At 68.7% G+C, this 18,997-nt stretch carries 15 protein-coding genes; 6 read left to right on the top strand and 9 right to left on the bottom strand.

Annotated elements, in window-relative coordinates:
* Positions 1 to 4: 4 nt before the first annotated feature.
* Positions 5 to 3,175 carry an efflux RND transporter permease subunit gene (locus LFM09_RS00945; protein WP_414094268.1) on the top strand — a complete coding sequence of 1,057 codons (3,171 nt, stop codon included), beginning with the start codon at positions 5 to 7 and terminating at the stop codon, positions 3,173 to 3,175.
* A gap of 111 nt (positions 3,176 to 3,286) precedes the next feature.
* The gene (locus LFM09_RS00950) at positions 3,287 to 4,252 is read left to right on the top strand and encodes a hypothetical protein (RefSeq protein WP_414094269.1); all 966 of its coding nucleotides are present in this window, start codon (positions 3,287 to 3,289) and stop codon (positions 4,250 to 4,252) included.
* Between the two features lie 68 nt (positions 4,253 to 4,320).
* On the opposite strand, the gene LFM09_RS00955 is transcribed toward LFM09_RS00950, so the two are convergent.
* The 3 genes from LFM09_RS00955 to LFM09_RS00965 are packed head-to-tail and all read right to left on the bottom strand — an operon-like array spanning position 4,321 to position 6,535.
* The gene (locus LFM09_RS00955) at positions 4,321 to 4,839 is read right to left on the bottom strand and encodes a hypothetical protein (RefSeq protein WP_414094270.1); all 519 of its coding nucleotides are present in this window, start codon (positions 4,837 to 4,839) and stop codon (positions 4,321 to 4,323) included.
* Positions 4,836 to 5,606: an ABC transporter permease gene (locus tag LFM09_RS00960; RefSeq protein WP_414094271.1), complete on the bottom strand. Its 771-nt coding sequence runs from the start codon at positions 5,604 to 5,606 to the stop codon at positions 4,836 to 4,838. Before LFM09_RS00960 ends, LFM09_RS00955 begins: the two co-directional genes overlap by 4 nt.
* Positions 5,603 to 6,535 carry an ABC transporter ATP-binding protein gene (locus LFM09_RS00965; protein WP_414094272.1) on the bottom strand — a complete coding sequence of 311 codons (933 nt, stop codon included), beginning with the start codon at positions 6,533 to 6,535 and terminating at the stop codon, positions 5,603 to 5,605. The genes LFM09_RS00960 and LFM09_RS00965 overlap by 4 nt, the downstream gene beginning before the upstream one ends.
* A gap of 299 nt (positions 6,536 to 6,834) precedes the next feature.
* Here LFM09_RS00965 and LFM09_RS00970 point away from each other — a divergent pair, with 299 nt between their 5' ends.
* The 4 genes from LFM09_RS00970 to LFM09_RS00985 are packed head-to-tail and all read left to right on the top strand — an operon-like array spanning position 6,835 to position 10,954.
* Entirely contained in the window at positions 6,835 to 8,235 is a 1,401-nt protein-coding gene (locus tag LFM09_RS00970) for a BTAD domain-containing putative transcriptional regulator (RefSeq protein WP_414094273.1), read from the top strand.
* Positions 8,232 to 8,921, top strand: a complete 690-nt coding sequence (locus tag LFM09_RS00975) for a response regulator transcription factor (protein WP_414094274.1) — start codon at positions 8,232 to 8,234, stop codon at positions 8,919 to 8,921. The genes LFM09_RS00970 and LFM09_RS00975 overlap by 4 nt, the downstream gene beginning before the upstream one ends.
* Complete coding sequence (locus tag LFM09_RS00980; RefSeq protein WP_414094275.1) at positions 8,911 to 10,236, top strand: sensor histidine kinase; 1,326 nt, start codon at positions 8,911 to 8,913, stop codon at positions 10,234 to 10,236. Before LFM09_RS00975 ends, LFM09_RS00980 begins: the two co-directional genes overlap by 11 nt.
* A 40-nt stretch (positions 10,237 to 10,276) precedes the next feature.
* Positions 10,277 to 10,954, top strand: a complete 678-nt coding sequence (locus LFM09_RS00985) for a phosphatase PAP2 family protein (RefSeq protein ID WP_414094276.1) — start codon at positions 10,277 to 10,279, stop codon at positions 10,952 to 10,954.
* A gap of 479 nt (positions 10,955 to 11,433) precedes the next feature.
* On the opposite strand, the gene LFM09_RS00990 is transcribed toward LFM09_RS00985, so the two are convergent.
* The 6 genes from LFM09_RS00990 to LFM09_RS01015 all read right to left on the bottom strand — a co-directional run bounded on the left by LFM09_RS00990 (position 11,434) and on the right by LFM09_RS01015 (position 18,753).
* Positions 11,434 to 11,733, bottom strand: a complete 300-nt coding sequence (locus tag LFM09_RS00990) for a hypothetical protein (protein ID WP_414094277.1) — start codon at positions 11,731 to 11,733, stop codon at positions 11,434 to 11,436.
* Between the two features lie 205 nt (positions 11,734 to 11,938).
* The gene (locus LFM09_RS00995) at positions 11,939 to 12,733 is read right to left on the bottom strand and encodes a hypothetical protein (RefSeq protein WP_414094278.1); all 795 of its coding nucleotides are present in this window, start codon (positions 12,731 to 12,733) and stop codon (positions 11,939 to 11,941) included.
* Entirely contained in the window at positions 12,730 to 13,260 is a 531-nt protein-coding gene (locus tag LFM09_RS01000; protein WP_414094279.1) for a SigE family RNA polymerase sigma factor, read from the bottom strand. Before LFM09_RS01000 ends, LFM09_RS00995 begins: the two co-directional genes overlap by 4 nt.
* Before the next feature lie 110 nt (positions 13,261 to 13,370).
* On the bottom strand, positions 13,371 to 16,079 hold the full coding sequence (locus LFM09_RS01005; RefSeq protein WP_414094280.1) for an RICIN domain-containing protein: 2,709 nt from the start codon (positions 16,077 to 16,079) through the stop codon (positions 13,371 to 13,373).
* Between the two features lie 189 nt (positions 16,080 to 16,268).
* A complete protein-coding gene (locus LFM09_RS01010) occupies positions 16,269 to 17,585 on the bottom strand; it encodes an SLC13 family permease (RefSeq protein WP_414094281.1) in 1,317 nt (438 codons plus the stop codon).
* 61 nt (positions 17,586 to 17,646) lie between these two features.
* The gene (locus LFM09_RS01015) at positions 17,647 to 18,753 is read right to left on the bottom strand and encodes a PrpF domain-containing protein (RefSeq protein ID WP_414094282.1); all 1,107 of its coding nucleotides are present in this window, start codon (positions 18,751 to 18,753) and stop codon (positions 17,647 to 17,649) included.
* Between the last annotated feature and the right edge of the window lie 244 nt (positions 18,754 to 18,997).

The raw sequence follows: 18,997 nt of genomic DNA on the forward strand, positions 1-18,997 counted from the left end.
GGCCATGATGCGCTGGATCATCGGTACGAGCCTGAAGCTCAAGTTCCTCGTGGTCGTCGGTGCGTCGATGCTGATGTTCTTCGGCGTCCTGCAGCTCAAGGACATGTCGATCGACGCGTTCCCCGAGTTCGCCCCGCCCCGCGTGGAAATCCAGACCATCTGCATCGGACTGTCCGCAAAGGACGTCGAAGAGCTCGTTTCCGTGCCCATGGAACAGGGGCTCAACGGCATCGAGGGACTGACCGCGATGCGGTCGAAGTCCGTGTCCCAGCTGTCGTCGATCGTGATGATCTTCGAACAGGGCACAGATCTGATGAAGGCGAGGCTGCTGATCCAGGAACGCGTCAACGCGATCACACCACGCCTTCCGCGGTGGGCCAACCCGCCGTTCATGATCCAGCCGCTGTCGTCGACCAGCCGCGCCATGAAGATCGGCATCTCGCAGGCGGACAAGTCCGACCAGGCCCACATCGACATGGCGCTGCTGACCTACTGGACGCTGCGGCCCCGACTGATGCGCGTGCCCGGTGTCGCGAACGCGGCGATCTGGGGCGACCGGTGGCACGTGAAGCAGGCGCTGGTGGACCCGGACCTGATGGCGAAGCACAACGTCACCCTGCAGCAGGTGCTCGACTCCACGGGCAACGCGGTCGACGTCGGGCAGCTGAAGTTCAAGGGCGGCTTCGAGATCGGCACCGGCGGGTACGTCGACACGGCCAACAACCGGTTCCCGGTGCAGCACCAGCTCCCGCAGCTGTCCGGGCAACAGCTGGCCGAGATCCCCATCGAGACCCCACCCGGCAAGCCGAAGGTCTACCTCAAGGACGTCGCCGAGATCCGCGACGACGTCATGCCACCGTCACTGCTCACCGGCGACGCCGTCATCAACGACGGCCTCGGCGTCATGATCATCATCGAGAAGTTGCCGTGGGCCAACACGTTGGAGGTCACGCGCGGCGTCGAGCAGGTGATCAAGGACTTCGAGCCGGGCATGCGGGGCCTGCAGGTCGACACCGAGATCTTCCGGCCGGCGACGTTCATCGAGACGTCGGTGAGCAACCTGGGCCGCGCGATGCTGATCGGCTTCGGCCTCGTGGTGCTGATCCTGATCTTCTTCCTGTTCGAGTGGCGGGTGGCGTTGATCAGCGCGATCACGATCCCGTTGTCGCTCGTGGCGGCGGGGCTCGTGTTGAACGCCATGGGCGCGACGATCAACGTGATGATCCTGGCAGGCCTGGTCATTGCGCTCGGCGTCCTCGTGGACGACGCGATCATCGACATCGAGAACATCGTTCGACGAATACGGCAGCATCGCCGGGAAGGCGGCGACAGGTCCACCGCATCGATCATCCTGGAGGCCTCGATCGAGGTCCGCGGCCCGATCGTGCACGCGACGCTGATCATCCTGGCGTCGACGGCGCCGGTGTTCCTCCTCAGTGGACTGACCGGAGCCTTCTTCCGCCCGCTCGCGTTCGCGTACGGGTTGTCGATCCTGGCGTCACTTGTGGTGGCGTTGACGGTGATCCCGGCGCTGGCGTTGATCATGCTGCGCAACGCACCGGTCGAACGCCGCGAGTCACCGCTGGTGCGGTGGCTGCAACGCGGCTACACGGCACTGCTGGCGCGGATCGTGCCACGGCCGGGCGTGGCGTACTCGAGCGTGGCCGTGGTGATGGTCGCGGGCATCGCGATCGTGCCGTTCCTCGGCCAGAACCTGTTCCCCGCGTTCAAGGAACGCGACTTCCTGATGCACTGGGTCGCCCAGCCGGGCGCCTCGCGCGAGGAGATGGTCCGCATCACCCAGCAGGCCAGCAAGGAGCTGCGCGCGATTCCGGGTGTGCGCAACTTCGGCGCGCACATCGGCCAGGGCACGCTCGCCGACGAAGTCGTCGGCATGAACTTCACCGAGAACTGGATCAGCATCGACAAGAACGTCGACTACGCGAAAACCGTTGCCGCCGTGCAGAAAGTCGTCGACGGCTATCCGGGTCTGCAACGCGACGTGCAGACGTACCTGAAGGAACGCACGAAGGAGGTGCTGACCGGCTCCAGCGACGCGATCACCGTCCGCATCTACGGCGACGACCTCGACGGCATCCGGCAGAAGGCCAACGAGATCAAGGACTTCATCGCCGGGATCGACGGCATCATCGAGGAACACGTGACGCTGCAGACGAACATCCCGCAGGTGGCCGTCGAGGTCGATCTGCAGAAGGCGTCGCAGTACGGGATCTCGCCGGGCGAGGTGCGGCGGACGGCCTCGGCGTTCATCTCCTCCGAGGAGGCAGGCGACATCTGGCGCAACGGCAAGAACACCGAGGTGCACGTGTGGTCGCAGCCCAAAGCCCGGTTCAGCGTGGAGTCGGTGCGCCAGTTGCTGATGGACGCGCCGGACGGCCGGAAGGTGCCGATCGGTGACCTCGCCTCGGTCAAGGTCGTGTCCGCGCCGAACCAGATCCTGCGGGAGAACGGGTCGCGCCGGATCGACGTGGGCGCCAACGTGGCCGAGGGTTTCGCGCTCGGCGACGTGGCAGGCGAGGTCGAACGGCGGCTGGCTCAGGTTTCGATGCCCGCCGGGTTCCACGCCGAGCTGCTGGGCGAGTACAAGGAGGCCACCGCGGCGCAGAACCGGTTGCTGATCTTCGCCGGCGCGGCGCTCATCGCGATCCTGCTGATCCTGGTGACCGCGTTCGGCAGCTGGCGGCTCGCCGTGCTGGTGCTGCTGACGTTGCCGATGGCACTGGTCGGTGGCGTGCTCGGAGCGTGGCTGACCGGCGGCATCCTGTCGCTCGGGTCGCTGGTCGGGTTCTTCACGGTGCTCGGCATCGCGGCCCGCAACGGAATCCTGATGATCAACCACTTCCAGCACCTGGAGAGGGAGGAGGGCGAGCCGTTCGGCAGGGACCTCGTGCTGCGCGGTGCCCGTGAACGTCTCGCGCCGATCCTGATGACCTCACTGGCCGCCGGTCTCGCCCTGGTGCCGCTGGCCATCGCCGGCGACCTGCCGGGACACGAGATCGAGCACCCGATGGCGATCGTCATCATCGGCGGCCTGTTCACCTCGACCCTGCTGAACCTGTTCGTGACCCCGTCCCTCTACCTCCGCTTCGCCGGGCCACGCCGCAGCAAGCCAGAACCCCCGCCCGACCCTCAACCCAGGCCTGCCACCGCCTAGCCCCCCGAGCCCAAGTGCCATGAGGGTGACTTTCATGGACCTGAGGTCCATGAAAGTCACCCTCATGGCACACGACCCGGAATTGTCAGGGGTGCTCGGCAATATGGGCTCATGGACCGAGGTAGGTGGGATCGCGCTGATGGTGAGCTGTGGCGACACAGCCGATTCGGCGTTATCCGGGCATCGACGCTGGAGGAGCTGGGAATCAGCCAGAAGACCGCGTACCGGCAGTGCCAGCCGGGGGGACGCTGGCGCCGCCTGCTGCCAGGCATCATGTTGCTCGCGCGATCCCAGCCGAACGAACGTCAGCGGATCGAAGCAGCGCTGATGTTGGCGAGGGATGACGCGGTCGTGACCGGTCTCCAGGCAGCGCGCCTCTACCAACTCCGCGACGGCATGGATCCCGAGTTCGTCCACCTGCTGGTCCCGCACGGTCACCAAGTCCTCAGTTCAGGATTCGCAGTTGTGGAACGCACGAGGTTCCTTCCACACGCGATCTACCGGGACGGCGTACCGCTCGCCCCTCCGACGCGAGCTGTTCTCGACGGGGTACGTCGTATCCGGGAGCTCGATCCCGTACGTGCGTTGTTGATCGAAGCCATCCAACGTGGCCTCACGAACACGGCCGACTTGCGTCGCGAACTGGATACCGGGACAAAGCGAGGAACCGCCTTGCCCAGACGCGTGCTGAACGAACTCGATCTCGGTGTGCGGTCGGTCGCTGAGGCCGACGCGTTGGAGGTCTGGCACAAGGCGGGCTTGCCCGTGCCGCACTGCAACGTCGTCATCGTGGACTCGGACGGCACCTACATCGGCATGCCTGACACGTGGTGCGACGAAGTCGGCCTCGCCTGGGAGATCGACAGCAACGAGTTTCACTACAGCAAGGACGCATACGCCAGAACGCTCGCGCGCAATTCCAGGTATGCCGCCGCAGGTATCAGCGTCGTGCAGACGCTGCCGACACGCCTGCGCGTCGAGCCTGACGTGGTGATCGCAGAGCTTCGCGCCGCCTATGCAGCCGCCAAGCAGCGACCACGCCCAAACGTATCCATCAGGAAGACGACAGCAGCATGATCGGCTTCAACGACCATGAGGGTGACCTTCATGAACCTGAGGTTCATGAAGGTCACCCTCATGGTCGTTCAGGCTGTGTTGCGTAGGCGGCGGCGGACCGCGTAGACCGCGGCCCCCAGCAGGATCGGCACGAGCAGCGCGATCGGCAGCGCACCACCGGCGCTGAGCGTGCGCCGCCCGGCCACCTCGACGTGGATGGGTGGACTGACGGACAGCGAGGCGGAGCCGTCCGGCAGCACGACGGCGTACACGTTGAACACCCCGGCGTTCACCGCCTGGATGTCCCACGACACCTCGGCGCGCTCCCCCGGCCCCAGCGGCGGCAGGGACTGCGTCGGTGCGGCCGTCCAGTCCTCCAGGTCGACGTAGACATCGTTCAGCGAAGCCACGTTCAGGTGCGCGATCAGCTTTCCGGTCGGTGCCGACCCGGTGTTGGTGACCGTCGAGGAGATGTTCAGGTACTGACCAACGGTGCCGGTGATGCGAGACTCCGACACCGCCACCTCGACGGTCGCCGACGCCGTGGCGGGGAACAGCGTCAGCACCAGTGCGGCGAGCAGCAGTCTCATTCCGACGGGCAATCTCATCCGGAACCAACCCCTCCCGTGAGCCGGACGATGCGCGGCCCGGTCACAGCCAGCGCCACGGCGGTCGCCACGACGGCCACCACCGGTGAGATCAGGTACGACAGGTCCTGGGTCCACGTGTGCCCCTTGAGCAGGACCAGCCCGATGTAGTGCATCCCGGCCGTCACCGGGTTGATCCGCACCAGCAGGTCGCCCACCGACGACGTCGGCATCGCGGGCAGCTGCGTCGGCGCGAACAGGGCGAGCAACAGGAACAGCGACGCGGCGAGGCTCACCTTGTTGGTGGAGGACCGGGCGCTGATCAGCAGGCCGACCGCCGCCATGGACAACGCCAGCAACGTCCCGATGACCAGGCCGAGCAGCACCGCCTCCCCGACCACGGCGACGCCCTTGCCGAGCACCCACAGGTACGGCAGCGCGACCACGAAAACCGCGCCCCACAACGACATCGCGGCCACCAGCTTGCCCAGCACGATCGAGCCGCGGGACACCGGTGTGAGCAACAGGCTTTCGAGGGTGCCGCGCTCGCGTTCGCCGCTGATCGCGTCCGCGGCGACCACCAGGGTGAGCAGCACCCCGACCGCGACCGCGATCTGCAGCACCAGGTTCACCGACTCCCGCTGTTCCAGGAAGTTGAGGATCTGGTTGGTGGCGGCCAGGTACGTCACCACGCTCAGCAGCACGGCATAGGCGAATGTCAGCACCGGGCCGCGACCGCTCAGCCACAGGTCGCGACACTCCTGGCCGGCGACGATCCGCGCGTTCACGACGTGCCTCCCCTCGTCATCGCCAGGAAGGCGTCGCTGAGCCGCGCGCCGTCGACCTCGAACGCGACCACGGTGAGCCCGGCGTCGAGCACAGCGGACAACGCGTTGTTCATGCCGTCCGCCGACGTGACGGTCACGACGTCTTTCAACACCTCGACCGAGACGCCGGGCACGCGGCGCAGCACCTCGGCCGCCCGCGCCATCTCCTCCGGCGGGACGCGCAGCCGGCCGGACTGGTGGCCGGCCGCCTCCGTGCTCGTCACCTCCGCCACGCTGCCGGACGCCAGGACCTTGCCCTGGTTCAGGATCAGCACCGAGGAGCACACCTGCTCGACCTCGGGCAGCGTGTGCGTCGACAGCACCACGGTCGTGCCGCGCGCCTCGGCGATCGTCCGCACCAGGGTGAGAATCTCCCGCTGTCCGGCGGGATCCAGTCCCAGGGTCGGTTCGTCGAGGAACACCACGGACGGGTTGTTCACCAGAGCCCGCGCGATGCCGAGGCGTTGCCGCATGCCCCGGCTGTAAGTCGCGATCCGGGACTGCGCGCGGTCCGCGAGCCCCACCTGCTTGAGCAAACGCACGGCGGTCTGCCTGGCCTCGGCACGAGACAGCCCGAAGAGCCTCCCGTGGTACATCAGGTATTCCAATCCCGTCTGGAACGCGGGATAGCCCGCGCTCTCCGGCAGCACGCCGATGCGCGCCCTGATGTCCGCGGGCCGGGACGACGGCACACCTGCGACGGCGAAGTCGCCGCCGGTGGGCGACAGGATCGTCGAGAGCATGCGGATCGTCGTGGTCTTTCCCGCCCCGTTGGGGCCGAGAAGACCGATCACCTCGCCCTCCTGGACGGCGAAACTCACCGAGTCGACAGCCGTCCGGGAACCGAACCATTTCGACAACTCACGAGCTTCGAGGCTCACACCCGACATGGCATCTCCTCCTCATTCGGAGCAAGTGCCCATAAGTGAAGTCAATAGAGATAAGAGGATGATGAGAGTCAATTGAATTGGCTTCCAAAGAGCCTTCAACCTGCAGCGATAGGTTGCACACTCCGGGTGATGCACTCCAACGGAGCAACAACAAAATGCGTGATTCGACCGATTTACAGATAGGGAGGACCAGGCGGAGGGGGCGCATCGTGGAGTTTCGGCTACTTGGCGCAGTCGAGGCTTGGGAGCAAAAGCTTCAACTCGACCTGGGACCACGCAAACAACGTTTCGCCTTCGCGGTGCTGGCGTTGCACGCGAACCAGCTCGTGCCCGTGGACAGGCTGGTCGACCTGACCTGGCCGACGCAACCGCCGCGCACCGCGCAGCACGCGATCCACGTGCGGGTCTCGCGGTTGCGCCGAGCGATCGCCGACGCGAGGCCCAGCCAGAACGACGCGGACATCATCACCCGCGGCTCGGCCTACATGCTGAAGGTCAACCCGCTGTCCGTCGACGTGCACCGGTTTCGCGCGCTGGTCACGGGCGCCAGGCAGGAGACCGACGACTCGGTCAAGGTGTCGCTGCTGCGGCACGCGCTGTCGATGTGGCACGGTCCACCGCTGGCGGACGTCACCACGCCGGACGCCGCCTCCGTGCTGTGCCAGGGGCTCGAGGACGCCCGGCTGTCCGCGCTGGAGGAGTGCCTGGACGCCGAGCTCCGCCTCGGCAGGCACACCGCGGTGGTCGAAGAACTGACCGACCTCGTGGCGCAGCACCCGTACAGGCAACGACTCCAGGCGTTGCTGATGCTGGCGCTGTACCGGTGTGGCCGGGTGACCGAAGCGCTCGACACCTACCGCGCGACCCGCTCCCGGCTGGCCGACGAGCAGGCACTCGAACCCGAGTCGCGGCTGAGCGACCTGCAGCGCGCGATCCTGCGCGCCGACCCCGTGCTCGAGCCGCCGCTCGTGCGAACACTCGTCAGAACCCAGCTGCCGCACGAGATCTGGTCGTTCGTGCGCACCGACCCGCTGTCCGACGAGATCACCGTGGACGTGCGCGACCTGTCGAAGTGGTACGGCACGCGGCGCGTCGTGAACGGGGTGAGCTTCACCGCCCGCAAGGGCGAGGTGCTCGGCCTGCTCGGCCCGAACGGCGCCGGCAAGACCACGACCCTTCGCATGCTGTCCACCGTGATCAGTCCGACCCACGGCGAGTTCTCCGTCGCCGGTGTCCCCGGCACCCGCCAGCGCGACCTGCGCAAGCTCATCGGCGTGTTACCGGAGAACGCCGGATATCCCGGCCACCAGACGGGTGTGGAGTTCCTGATCTACCACGGCCGGCTCTTCGGCCTGTCCCGCACGGAGGCACGCGAACGCGCCGCCCGGTTGCTCGGCCAGGTCGGGCTCGGCGACCGCGGCACCGCCCGCATCGCCACGTACAGCCGCGGCATGCGGCAACGCCTCGGCATCGCAAGGGCTCTGGTGAACGACCCGGTGGTCGTGCTGCTCGACGAACCCACGATCGGCCTCGATCCACCCGGCCAGCGCGATGTCCTCACCCTGGTGCGGACGGTGGCCGAGGCACGGGGAATCACGGTGTTGCTGTCCACGCACGACCTGCCGGAGGTTGAACGGATCTGCACCGGTGTGCTGATACTGGAACGAGGCAGGCTGGTGTCCAGTCAGGTGATGGCATGACCCCGTTGGGCCGGGTGCTGGTGATCGAGGACGAGGCGTCGTTCGCCGACGCACTCGCCGAAGGTCTGCGCCAGGACGGCTTCGAGGTCGAGACTGTCGCCGACGGCCTGCTCGGCCTGGACGCCGGACTCACCCGCCCGTTCGACGCGATCGTGCTCGACCTGATGCTGCCGAGCCTGCCCGGTCTCGACCTGTGCGGTCAGCTGCGCCGCGCGGGAATCCGGGTGCCGGTGCTCGTGCTCACCGCACGCAACGGCGAACTCGACCAGCTGCGCGCGTTGCGCATCGGGGCGGACGACTTCCTCACCAAACCGTTCTCCTACCGGGTGTTGCTGGCCCGCCTGCACGCTCTGCTGCGGCGGTCGGGGCTGCGGCGGGCCGACGTGCTGACCGCGGGCGACCTCGCGCTGGACCGGGTGGCCCGGCGCTGCCGCCGCGGTGAGACCTCGATCGACCTGACGCCGCGTGAGTTCGCGTTGCTGGAGCTGCTCATGTCGCGGCCGGGTCAGGTGGTGTCCAAGCGGTTCGCGCTGGACGAGGTGTGGGACTCGGCCATCCCGGTCGGGTCGAACGTGCTGGAGGTCTACGTCGCCTACCTGCGGCGCAAGATCGACCTGCCGTTCGGCAGGCACGCCGTCGAGACCGTCCGGGGATCCGGCTATCGGCTGGCTCCCGATGGCGGCTAGCCGGCGCGCCGGCGTCCGCGTCCGGTTGACCGCGCTGGCGGTGCTGGTCGTGGGACTGGGGCTGGTCGCGGGCGGCGCGGTGGCTCTGACCCTGGTGCGCGATCAGCTCACGGGCAACGCCGAGGCCGAGGCACGCCGCCAGGCCGGCTCGTACGCGCCGATGATCTCCGGCGGTCTGACCTCCGCCCTGCCGCCGCTCGTCCAGGTCGTGACACGGGACGGCACGGTGCTCGGCGCCGGTTCCGAGCTCGCGCACACCCGGCTGCTCGCGCTGTGGCCGGAAAACGGTGCGGTGAAAGGCACTTCGCGACTGCCCGATGGCGAGCACTACGTCGTGGCCGGCGTGTCGGCCTCCGTGCGTGATCGCCCTGTCGCGGTGTACGCCGCGGTGTCGCTGGAACACGCCGACGAGGGCGTCGAAGCGGCCACGACGGCGTTGGTGATCATCGTGCCGATCCTGCTGATCGCTGTCGGCGGCACCGCGTGGCTGGTGGTGGGGCGCACGTTGCGTCCGGTGGAGGCGATCCGGGAGCGGGTCACCGAGATCACCGCGAGCCAGCTCGATCGCCGGGTGCCGGAGCCACCGACCGACGACGAGGTGGGCAGGCTGGCCCGCACCATGAACGAGATGCTGGCCCGCCTCGAAGAAGTGCACGACCGGCAGCGCCGTTTCGCCGCCGATGCCGCGCACGAGCTGCGCAGTCCGCTGGCGAGCCTGCGCACCCGGTTGGAGGTCGGCCTCGCCCACCCGTCCCGCACGAACTGGGTGCGGCTCGCGGGCGACCTGCACCGCGAAGCGGTCCGGCTCGGCGACCTGACCGACGAACTGATCGTGCTGGCACTGGCGGACGGCGTCACCGAGCCCGTCGAGCAGGTCGACCTGGACGAGGTGGTGCTGACCGAGATCGACGCGGTCCGCACCCGCGGTGTCGTGGACGTCGAGCTGACCCCGTTCTCCGCAGCCCGGCTGCGCGGCCGAGCGGGCGAGCTCAGCCGCGTGGTGCGCAACCTGCTGGACAACGCCGAACACCACGCCGCGCACCGGATCACAGTGGGCCTGTGGTCCGCAGACGGGTTCGCCGAACTGGTCGTCGCCGACGACGGTCCCGGAATCCCGGCCCCGGACCGGGCGAAGGTGTTCGAACGGTTCTACCGCTCACAACGCGCCCGTGACCGCGACACCGGTGGCGTCGGCCTAGGGCTCGCGATCGTGCGTGAGGTGACCGAACGGCACGGCGGCGCGGTGTGGCTGGCCGACTCGGCCGACGGCGCGTGCTTCCACGTGCGCCTGCCCCTGGCCGCCGATCCGGCCTGATCCTCACGATCCTCTAATCCGCGGGCCGCACCGTCGGAGCATGAAGTGCCCCCTACTGACAACGGCGGCGTCCACGATCGTGTTCGGCCTGCTCTTGTCACTGGTGCTGGGCAAGTGGACCCCGTTGCTGGCCGTGGACGACGGCGCCCGCGACGCCCTGCACCGCTACACCGCCGAGAACCCCGCCTTCGCCACGGCGATGAAAACGTTGAGCACCATCGGTTCCGCACGGGTCTACCTCACGGCATTCGCCCTCGTCGCGGCGCGGCTGCTGTACCGGCACCGTCCGAGGCAGGCGGTGTTCGTCGTGGTGACCGTGGTGGGCAGCGCCCTGCTGAACGTGTTGGTCAAGAGAGCTGTCCAGCGAGCCCGTCCGATGGTGTCCGACCCGCTGATCACTGCCCCAGGCCTGAGTTTTCCCAGCGGCCACGCCCAATCGGCCGTCGTCACCTACGCGACTCTGCTGGTGGTCTTCTGGCCGGCGATGCGGTCCGCATGGCGCCGGATCGCAACCGTGGCAGCGGCGGCGATGGTGCTGGGGATCGGCCTGTCCCGAGTCGCTCTGGCGGTGCACTACGTGTCCGACGTGCTCGCGGGCTACGTCCTGGGCGCTGCCTGGCTCGTCGCGACGATCGCGATCTTCGACCTCAGGCGCTCCGGCAGCCGTGACGGCCACACCTCCGGATGGCCATCACGGCGTCGATCTACGGGACGCTGACCACCGACTCACAGGTCGACGCGGTGTCCACGCCACGTGCCGCCGACCGTGCACGCCGGCCTCAGACGAGACAAAGCCGAGGAACCTCGGGAGCACCGAGTGGGAGCAGATCGGGAGCAACTCCAGCCGCCCAGCCACCTCTCGACCGAGCTCCTCATCGGCCGGAACCAGCCAACTCGGCGAGCCGCAAATCGGCGGTGTGCCGTGATTACCGCCGCTCAGCGCGACACAAGGCCGGCTCGCCTTCGGCGTTGCCCTGCGTGACATGAGGCCTGCAACGATGTCCGACCGAACCTGCTCATGCGACGACGTCAGGAGGTTGATCACGCCCTCGCCCGCGGACGGGCCAGCGGTGAGGTTGGGCTCAGCGCATCCGGCAGCCGGAACAGCGTCCTCGTGATGATTTCGCACGAGACCCGCATAGGAGTTCAGCTGAAAGGTTGTTCACCGCAAAGCTCATTGAACCCCTCCGTCCAGCGTCAGACAGGGGCAGACAACAACCAAGTCAACCCATCCGGACACCTCACGGCAGTGGCATGCAACTCGATCAGGTGATCCAGCACCTCATCACCGGGCTCGTCCGGCTCGTTCGATCGGTCTTCCCCGGCCAATCCACGAGATCTGCGCGAAGTCCAGCTACCAAGATTTACAAACTCGCAGATCAGCGGATTGACGACAAACAGATCGCTGGTGACCTCTTCGCCACCGCCCAAGAGGTCACCAGGCGGAGTTGCAGGTGATGCGGAGACGTTCTCCGGCAGGCCTCGCACGTCACCCACTCACGCACCACAGCGTTGCGGGCCCAGGCCATCCGGTGTCCTCGACGACCACGTCATCGGCGCAATCCGAGCACCGACAGGGCCGTTGAGCGAGGAGCAGCTTCGCGCGAAGCGAGCGCGCTCGATCGACATCGTCGATGGTGACCGGCTCAGCGTCGCCGGCTACGAGATCGACTGCGCCGACGGCCGCTGCAGAACGGGCCGCTCACTGCGAGGTGAAGCCACCCCGGACGGTGAAGGCATCAGCCTGCGCGACATAGGTGTCGGGGCGGGCGTCGCGCCGGCCAGGGGCGTGGTTGTACTGGGCTGCGAAGGTGTGCACTCCTTCTGGCACCGTACGGCCCTGCTTGAGTTCCCAGCGGTAGACCACCGCCCCGCCGGTCTCCTTCACGGTGACCGTGAAGTCGTCGCCGGCCATGGTCTGCCACTGGCCGGTGGTTCCCACGCCACCCGTCTGCGCGATGCGCAACTCCACGCTGAACGCGGAGAGCGGCTGAGTGGTTTTGAGGACCAGCCTGCTCTGCGCCCAGTTGGGGTGCTCGTGCAGATCGACGAAGCCCATCGACGACAGCGGTCCGTCCGTGACCGGCTTGCCGCTGAGCGGCGCCGGATCCGCCGCCGACGTCGAGGTGCCGGTGGAGGTCCGCTCCGGCTCGCCCTGGACGGGCGGCACGACTGGTGCGCCGGGGCTCTCGCTGGTGCGCGCGGGGGGCGTGGAGCTCGTGGTCGCGTTCGGCGACGACACCGTCGGGATCGTCCCGGTGTCCGGAGGGGGAGCCGACCCGACGATGGTGGCCACGGCGAGGCCGGCGGTGGCCAGGGCGCCTGCCGCGGCGAGGCCGGCGAACGTCACCCTGGTCCAGGACCTCGCGATGCCCGGTCTCGGGGCGGGGACGCTGGAGCCCGCCATGCCCTGTCGCACTCGTGCCAGCATCCGGCCGCGGTCCGGCTGGTGCGCCTCGGCGGCCTCGTGCAGCTTCCTGCTGATCTCGTCGTTCACCGGGTCCCCCTCCCCGACACCGCGTCCCCGGCCTCTCGTGCACCGAGAACGCGTTCCAGCTCGGCCATTCCCTTCGAGGTCTGGCTCTTCACCGCGCCCACCGAGATTCCCAGCGCCGCTGCGGTGTCCTTTTCGGACAGATCGAACGCGTGGCGGAGGATGACACAGGCCCGTTTGCGGAACGGCAACCGGTCCAGCGCTGCCCGCACGTCCACCACGGCGGCCATGTCCGGTCCGTGTGTCTGTTGTGGACCGCGTGACCAGAACAGCGCGACCCGCCGGCGTTCGCGGGTCACACTGCGGATTCGTTCCCGTGCCAAGTTCGCCACCACGCCACGGGCGTACGCCAGCGGATGCTCCGCCGCGCGCAGCTTGTCCCACCGTTGCCACAACGCGACCAGGGCGTCCGCCGCCAGATCATCGGCGACATCCGCCTCGCCGGTCAGCAACCAGGCGAACCGGGCCAGGTCGGCGTGGTGGCGGTCGAAGAAGTCGTGGAACTCCGCCGATCTGTGGTCGACGACCATGTTTCTCGGTTGCCCTCTCCCCGCCACGCCGCCCTCGGGCGGCAATGTACCTGCTGCTCTGGTAGGCCGGGCGGCCCCAACCCGGGGCATGGGCCGAGGCCGCCCGGTGATCAGGACGGGTCTCCGTACAGGACGCCACGGCCGTTGGTGCCCACGTAGACGCGGCCGAACACGTCGGGGTCACCGGTGATGACACCGCCCGCGGTCCCGCCGAACTGGTTGCGGTCGTCGTTCACCCGTGTCCACGTGGTACCGCCGTCGACGGAGCGGAAGATCCCGGTCACGCCCTTCACGGTGCCGATGAGGTAGAGCGCCTGGTAACGGGCGCCGGGCGCGGCCTTGCCGAACCCGACGGCATCGGCCCGCTGGACGCTGCTCAGCTTCTGGAAGCTCGCCCCTCCGTCGGTGGAGTGCGAGAGCCCGTCGTGGCTCGCGATCCACAGGTCCCCAGCGGTGCCGGGAGCGGCCTTGAGGCGGTCCCCGGTGAGCCCGCGTGCCTTGGCGCCGAAGCTCTTTCCGCCGTCGGTGCTGGCGAACAAGGTGCCGCCGTTCAGCGCGTAGAAGGTGCCGGCCGCGGAGCGGTCGGCCAGCACCGCCGTGCCCGGCGGCAGGCCGGAGGACGCCTTCCACGTCTTGCCCAGGTCGGTGGAGACGTGCGGCACCTGCCCGGACGCTGTCCACACCACGGTGCCGCCGTCGGCGGAGACCGCCACCGTGCCACCGCCCGCCGCGTTCACCGGTGCCCCGGTGAACGGCTTCCAGGTCGCGCCGCCGTCGGTGGAGTGGGCGCCGCGCTGCTCGTCGCCGTAGCCCACGCGAACCACGACGTTCGGCTTGGCCTGCGCGAAGTCGATGCCGGTGGTGTTGGTGAAGCGCGGTCCGGACGAAGCACCGGCAGGCACCCGGTTCAGGTCGTCGTGGCGGAACCCGCCGACGTCGCCCAGCGCGCTGACCAGCTTGCCACCGGGAGGAGCGATCAGGCCCAGAACCGCGGTCTCCTCCAAGCCCTCGACCGGGATCGACCAGTGCGTGGCGCGCCCGCTGTCCGCAGCGGTCAGATCCTTGGTGGCCCACAGACCCGATCCGGTGCCGTACAGCGCGTGCCCGGAGTCGAACGGGTCGATGGCCAGCGCGCCCATCCAGTGACCGACACCGGTACCGACGTACGGCGCGGCGGACGAGTCACGCACGGCCGAGCCTCCGAGAGCCTTCCAGGTGGCACCACCGTCGGTCGACCGGAACAGCTCGTCCGACGGCCACCAGCGGTCCAGGGTCGTGACCATCACCGTCGACGGGCGCTGCGGATCGACCGCCAGGCCGGCGAAGCCGAAGCCGTTGCCGGGCATCGGCGAGATGTCCTTCCACGCACCATTGGACGGCGTGTGCTTCCAGACCGACCCCGCCTTCACCCCGTTCGGGCCGGGGACGTCGGTGTAGGTCACGTAGAACGAACCGTCACCGGACAGCACGCCGTGGTGCGGCAGGTACCCGGCAGGCTGGCCGGGCACGGCGTCCCAGGTGGCGCCGCCGTCGGTGGAGCGGTACAGCGAGGTCGTCTTGTCGGCTACGCCCACGTAGATCGTCCTGCTGCCGGCCGGCCCGAAGGTCACGAAGGAGAGCCCGACTCCGCTGCTGGCGCCGTCCTTGACGGGGAACGCGGACACCTGGCTCCACGTCACGCCGTGGTCGGTGCTGCGCCACAACCCGTTCTGGCGGGTGCCGAGGTAGAGCGTGCGGTGGTCGGCCGGGTCGATCGCGAGCCGCTCGCCCATGGACCGGCCGTCCTCGTTGCTGCCCAGTTTGAACGGCAGGTCGGTGCGCTGGAACGTCCTGCCCTGGTCGGCGGAACGCAGGATCGCGCCGTTGCCGGCCCAGTCGTTGGTGTAGGTGCCGGCCGCGAGGTAGAGGCGCTCCGGATCGACCGGGTCGGTCGCGACGCTCTCGATGCCCAGCAGGTTCCAGTCCGAGACCCAGTCGGTCAGCGGCACCCACCGGCCGGCCTTGCCGTCCCAGCGGTACGCGCCACCCATGTCCGTGCGCGCGTACAACAGGTCCTTGCGGCTCTGGTTGAAGACGAAGCCCGTGATGAAGCCGCCACCCGCGATCTGCACGTTGCGCCAGGTGTACGGGCCCGAGCCGGTCGCCGGGGTGGGCGGCGCCTGCGGCGTGGTGGACGTGGTCGGGGAAGGCCTCGTCGCGGCGGCCACGACGGGGGCGGAGGGCGCGGCGGGCCTGTCCGCCTTCGCGAACTTCCACTGCTGGTCGGCACCACCGCGGTCGTCGGCCTGGACGACCGCCTGGCCGTCATCACCGTCGTTCGCGCACAGGACCTTGCCGGTGCTGCGCGAGACGATCTTCACCGCGCCGTCGCCGACTTCGGTGAGCTTCCACTGCTGGTGCTCGGCTCCGGTGTCCGACTGCTGCTCGACGTTGGCCTGTGCCGTCGAGGCCTTCGGTACTCCCAGGACCTTCTTGCTGTTGTTGTTGACCAGCTGGTAGTAGCCGCCGTCCACCGGCTTCAGCCGCCACTGCTGGCTCGCGGCGTCGGGGCTGCGCTTCTCCTGCTGGATCCGGACACCGTCCGCGCTGTCCGCCCCGGCCACGTCCAGCGCGTTGCCGCTGCGCACCGAGAGGAACTGGTAGTAGGAAGCCGCGTCGACCGTCACCGGCCCCGAGTCGCTCCACACCAGCCCCAGGTACGCGCCGGCCAGCGCCGACGCTCCCAGCGCCGCGGTGATCGCCGTCGCACGGCCGCGGTGGCGCGTGCGTCCCCGCGGCCCACCTGTCCGACGGACCGCGGTGGACTCGGTCTTGCTCATAGCAGCGCTCCTTGTGTCTGCCGTGCCTCGCACACGGCACCGAGGTCGGTGATCGTCTTCCGACCTGCCCACAAGTTGCCGCCGCGCCTCCGAAAGGTTTCCGCCGGATCCGAGAAATTTCACAGACGTCCGGACCACCGCCGCGGTGGCCAGGCGGCCGTCGGCTGGACGTCCGCCTGGCCACCGGGATCAGAACGAGCCGGGCAGGACGAGAATCGCCCAGGCCGCGATCGGTCCGAGAGCGACGATGACGCAGGTGTAGGAGATCACCTGACGGTAGAAGCGGGTCCGGTCGACGCCGCGGGCGTTGGCGAGGACGAGCGCGCCGTTGGTGGAGAACGGGGAGACGTCCACGATCGTGGTGGAGATGGCCATGGCGGCGACGACCCCCACGACCGGCAGGGAATCGGTGAGCAGCAACGGGATCGCCATCGGGATGGTCGCGGTGAGAATCGCCGTCGACGAGGCGAACGCCGAGGTGACGCCGACGATGACGCACAACACGAGCGCCACGAGCAGCGGGGCTCCCAGTCCGACCGCGCCGTGGGCGACCCAGTCGATGGTGTCGGAGTGCTCCAGCACTCCCACGTAGGTGACCATGCCCGCGACCAGGAGGATGGTCGGCCAGCTGATGCCGTCGACGGCCTTGCCGAGGTTCTCCCGGTCGAGCAGGGCGAGCACGGCACCCGCGGCGAGCGCGAGGAAGCCGATCTGCAGGTGGAAGGCGAGCGCGCCGACCACGAGCACGACCAGCGCCGCGAGCGTGGCGCGCTGGCGCCAGATCACGGTGGTCGTCTGCGGCTTGACCGCGGTAGCGACACCACCACCGGCCGGCCTGGATGCGCTTCCTCCAGTCGACCCGTCAGCTCCGGACGCCTCGTTGTCCGGGTGCTCGACGAAGCTCTCCTCGCCGCGGCGGCGGAGCAACACGTAGGTGCCGCCGGCGAGCAGCAGGTTGAAGCCCATGCTGGCGAAGAACAACGCGGCGTGGGAGATCGTCAGGCCGGACTTGGCCACGATGCCGTACACGAGCGCGCCGGACACCGCCATCGGCGAGAACGCCCCCGCGTGGGCGCCGCAGATCACCATCATGCCGATCATCAGCGGGCTGATGCGGTAGGTGAAGGCGAAGCTCATCCCGATCGGCACCAGCAGCGCGACCGCCGCCGGGGTGAAGGTGCCCAGTGCGGTCAGCGTGGCCGCGACGGCGAACAGCACCCACGGGACCAGGATCGCGCGGCCTCTCACGAGCCGGATTCCGCCCTGTACCAACAGGTCGATCGTGCCGTTCTGCTTGGCGACGGAGAACAGGTAGGTGACTCCGACGACGGTGACGAACAGCGAGACCGGGAATCCCGCGAAGATCTCCTTGTCCTCGAGGCCGAACACGAACGTGCCGACGACGAACGACGCGACCAGCGCGAGAATCCCGATGTTGATGGGCAGCACCGTGGCGATGACGAACATGGCGCCCAGAACCAGGATCGCGATTATCTGTGATGACATCATTGTCCTCTTTGTTCATGCGGCCGGCCCTGACGCTTCCGTCCGGGCGGGACGGTGGGGGTCAGGAGGCCGAGGCAGCGGCCAGTACCGTGAGAGGGGGCTCCAACGGCTCGTCGTCGGGCAGCACGAGGATCGCGTCGCCGATGCGGCGCGTGGTCCGGGTGACCCCGATCGCGAGCAGTCCGTCGCGGGTGCCCGCACGGGTGGTCACGACTCCGGCTGGAGTGTCGAGGCGCAGCACCTCCTGCTCGCCGGCGGTGAAGTCGGACAGGACCGTACCCGCGGTGTGGGCGGCAGCGGTGAGCGCGACGCTGCCGGTGATGGCGAGCGCGGGATGCGTGCGCCCCATGGACAACATCCGCACCGTCACGTCCGAACTGGCGGGCCTGCCCGCGCTGACGAGGGCGATCTTGGGGGTGGCCCGTGCGGCTTCGGCGGGATCGGCGGCGAGACCCATGCGGACCGCCGCGATGCGGCGGATGCGGTCGAGCCGGCGCAGCAGATCTTCCTGGGAGTCGAGTGCGGCGGGAGAAACCTCGCCGTCCGCGCCTACCTCGTCCGCGGGGACGAGGACCACGGGAGCCCCGGCGTCGAGCAGCGTGACGCGCACCCCGTCCACCACGTCGACCGCGTTGCCCGTGGGCAGCAACGCCCCGGTCGTGCGGCCGGCCGGATCGACGAACCACAGCTGCACTCCGAGGCCGGGCTGGGCCACTCCGGGAATGCGCTCGGTGCCCTGTTCGGTCACCTGGCCCGAGGGTGTCGGCACGTCGACGACGATCAGCTGGCCGGTGTTGGTGTTGTTGATCCGCACGGTGGTCACCTCGCCGGTGGGCACCACCCAGCCGCGCCGCAGCGCGTAGGGCCCGACGACGGCCGAGCAGTTGCCGCAGTTGCTCGTCCAGTCCACCCGTCCGTCGGTGATGCCGATCTGGGCGAACGTGTACTCGACGTCGATGCCCGGCCGGTCGCTCCTGGCGAGCACGACGGCCTTGCTGGTGGTGGAGGTCGCCCCGCCGACGCCGTCGACCTGGCGCGGGTCCGGGCTTCCGTACAGCCGCAGCAGCACCTCGTCCACGCTGCGACCGGGCACCGTGAGCACGTCGCGCTCGAACACCCAGCACTTGCTGGTGCCACCGCGCATCCACGTCGCCGGTATCTCTCGCACTGTCACTCCTTCGCGACGGCGGCAACACCGCCGTAACAACCTGGGAATGACGGCAACCGTGACTCTCGCCGAGGTTGAACACAATCACGAGAATCTGAACACCCGTGAAGGGTTGCTTCACGCTCAAAGCGGCTGTCCAACGGGCCAGTCGGAGATGCTTCGGACATAAACCCAGCTGAGCTGACGTAAAGTAGCCTGAAGTAGAACTGCACAGAAGTCATCAGTCGGTGAACTGACGGCATCG

The sequence above is a fragment of the Lentzea alba genome, assembly GCF_047445655.1.
Taxonomy (GTDB): domain Bacteria; phylum Actinomycetota; class Actinomycetes; order Mycobacteriales; family Pseudonocardiaceae; genus Lentzea; species Lentzea alba_A.

Coding starts and splice junctions, on each gene's coding strand:
- LFM09_RS00945 (WP_414094268.1), top strand. CDS start 5: ATGATGCGCTGGATCATCGGTACGAGCCTGAAGCTCAAGTTCCTCGTG.
- LFM09_RS00950 (WP_414094269.1), top strand. CDS start 3,287: ATGGACCGAGGTAGGTGGGATCGCGCTGATGGTGAGCTGTGGCGACAC.
- LFM09_RS00955 (WP_414094270.1), bottom strand. CDS start 4,839: ATGAGATTGCCCGTCGGAATGAGACTGCTGCTCGCCGCACTGGTGCTG.
- LFM09_RS00965 (WP_414094272.1), bottom strand. CDS start 6,535: ATGTCGGGTGTGAGCCTCGAAGCTCGTGAGTTGTCGAAATGGTTCGGT.
- LFM09_RS00975 (WP_414094274.1), top strand. CDS start 8,232: ATGACCCCGTTGGGCCGGGTGCTGGTGATCGAGGACGAGGCGTCGTTC.
- LFM09_RS00980 (WP_414094275.1), top strand. CDS start 8,911: ATGGCGGCTAGCCGGCGCGCCGGCGTCCGCGTCCGGTTGACCGCGCTG.
- LFM09_RS00985 (WP_414094276.1), top strand. CDS start 10,277: ATGAAGTGCCCCCTACTGACAACGGCGGCGTCCACGATCGTGTTCGGC.
- LFM09_RS01000 (WP_414094279.1), bottom strand. CDS start 13,260: ATGGTCGTCGACCACAGATCGGCGGAGTTCCACGACTTCTTCGACCGC.
- LFM09_RS01005 (WP_414094280.1), bottom strand. CDS start 16,079: ATGAGCAAGACCGAGTCCACCGCGGTCCGTCGGACAGGTGGGCCGCGG.
- LFM09_RS01010 (WP_414094281.1), bottom strand. CDS start 17,585: ATGTCATCACAGATAATCGCGATCCTGGTTCTGGGCGCCATGTTCGTC.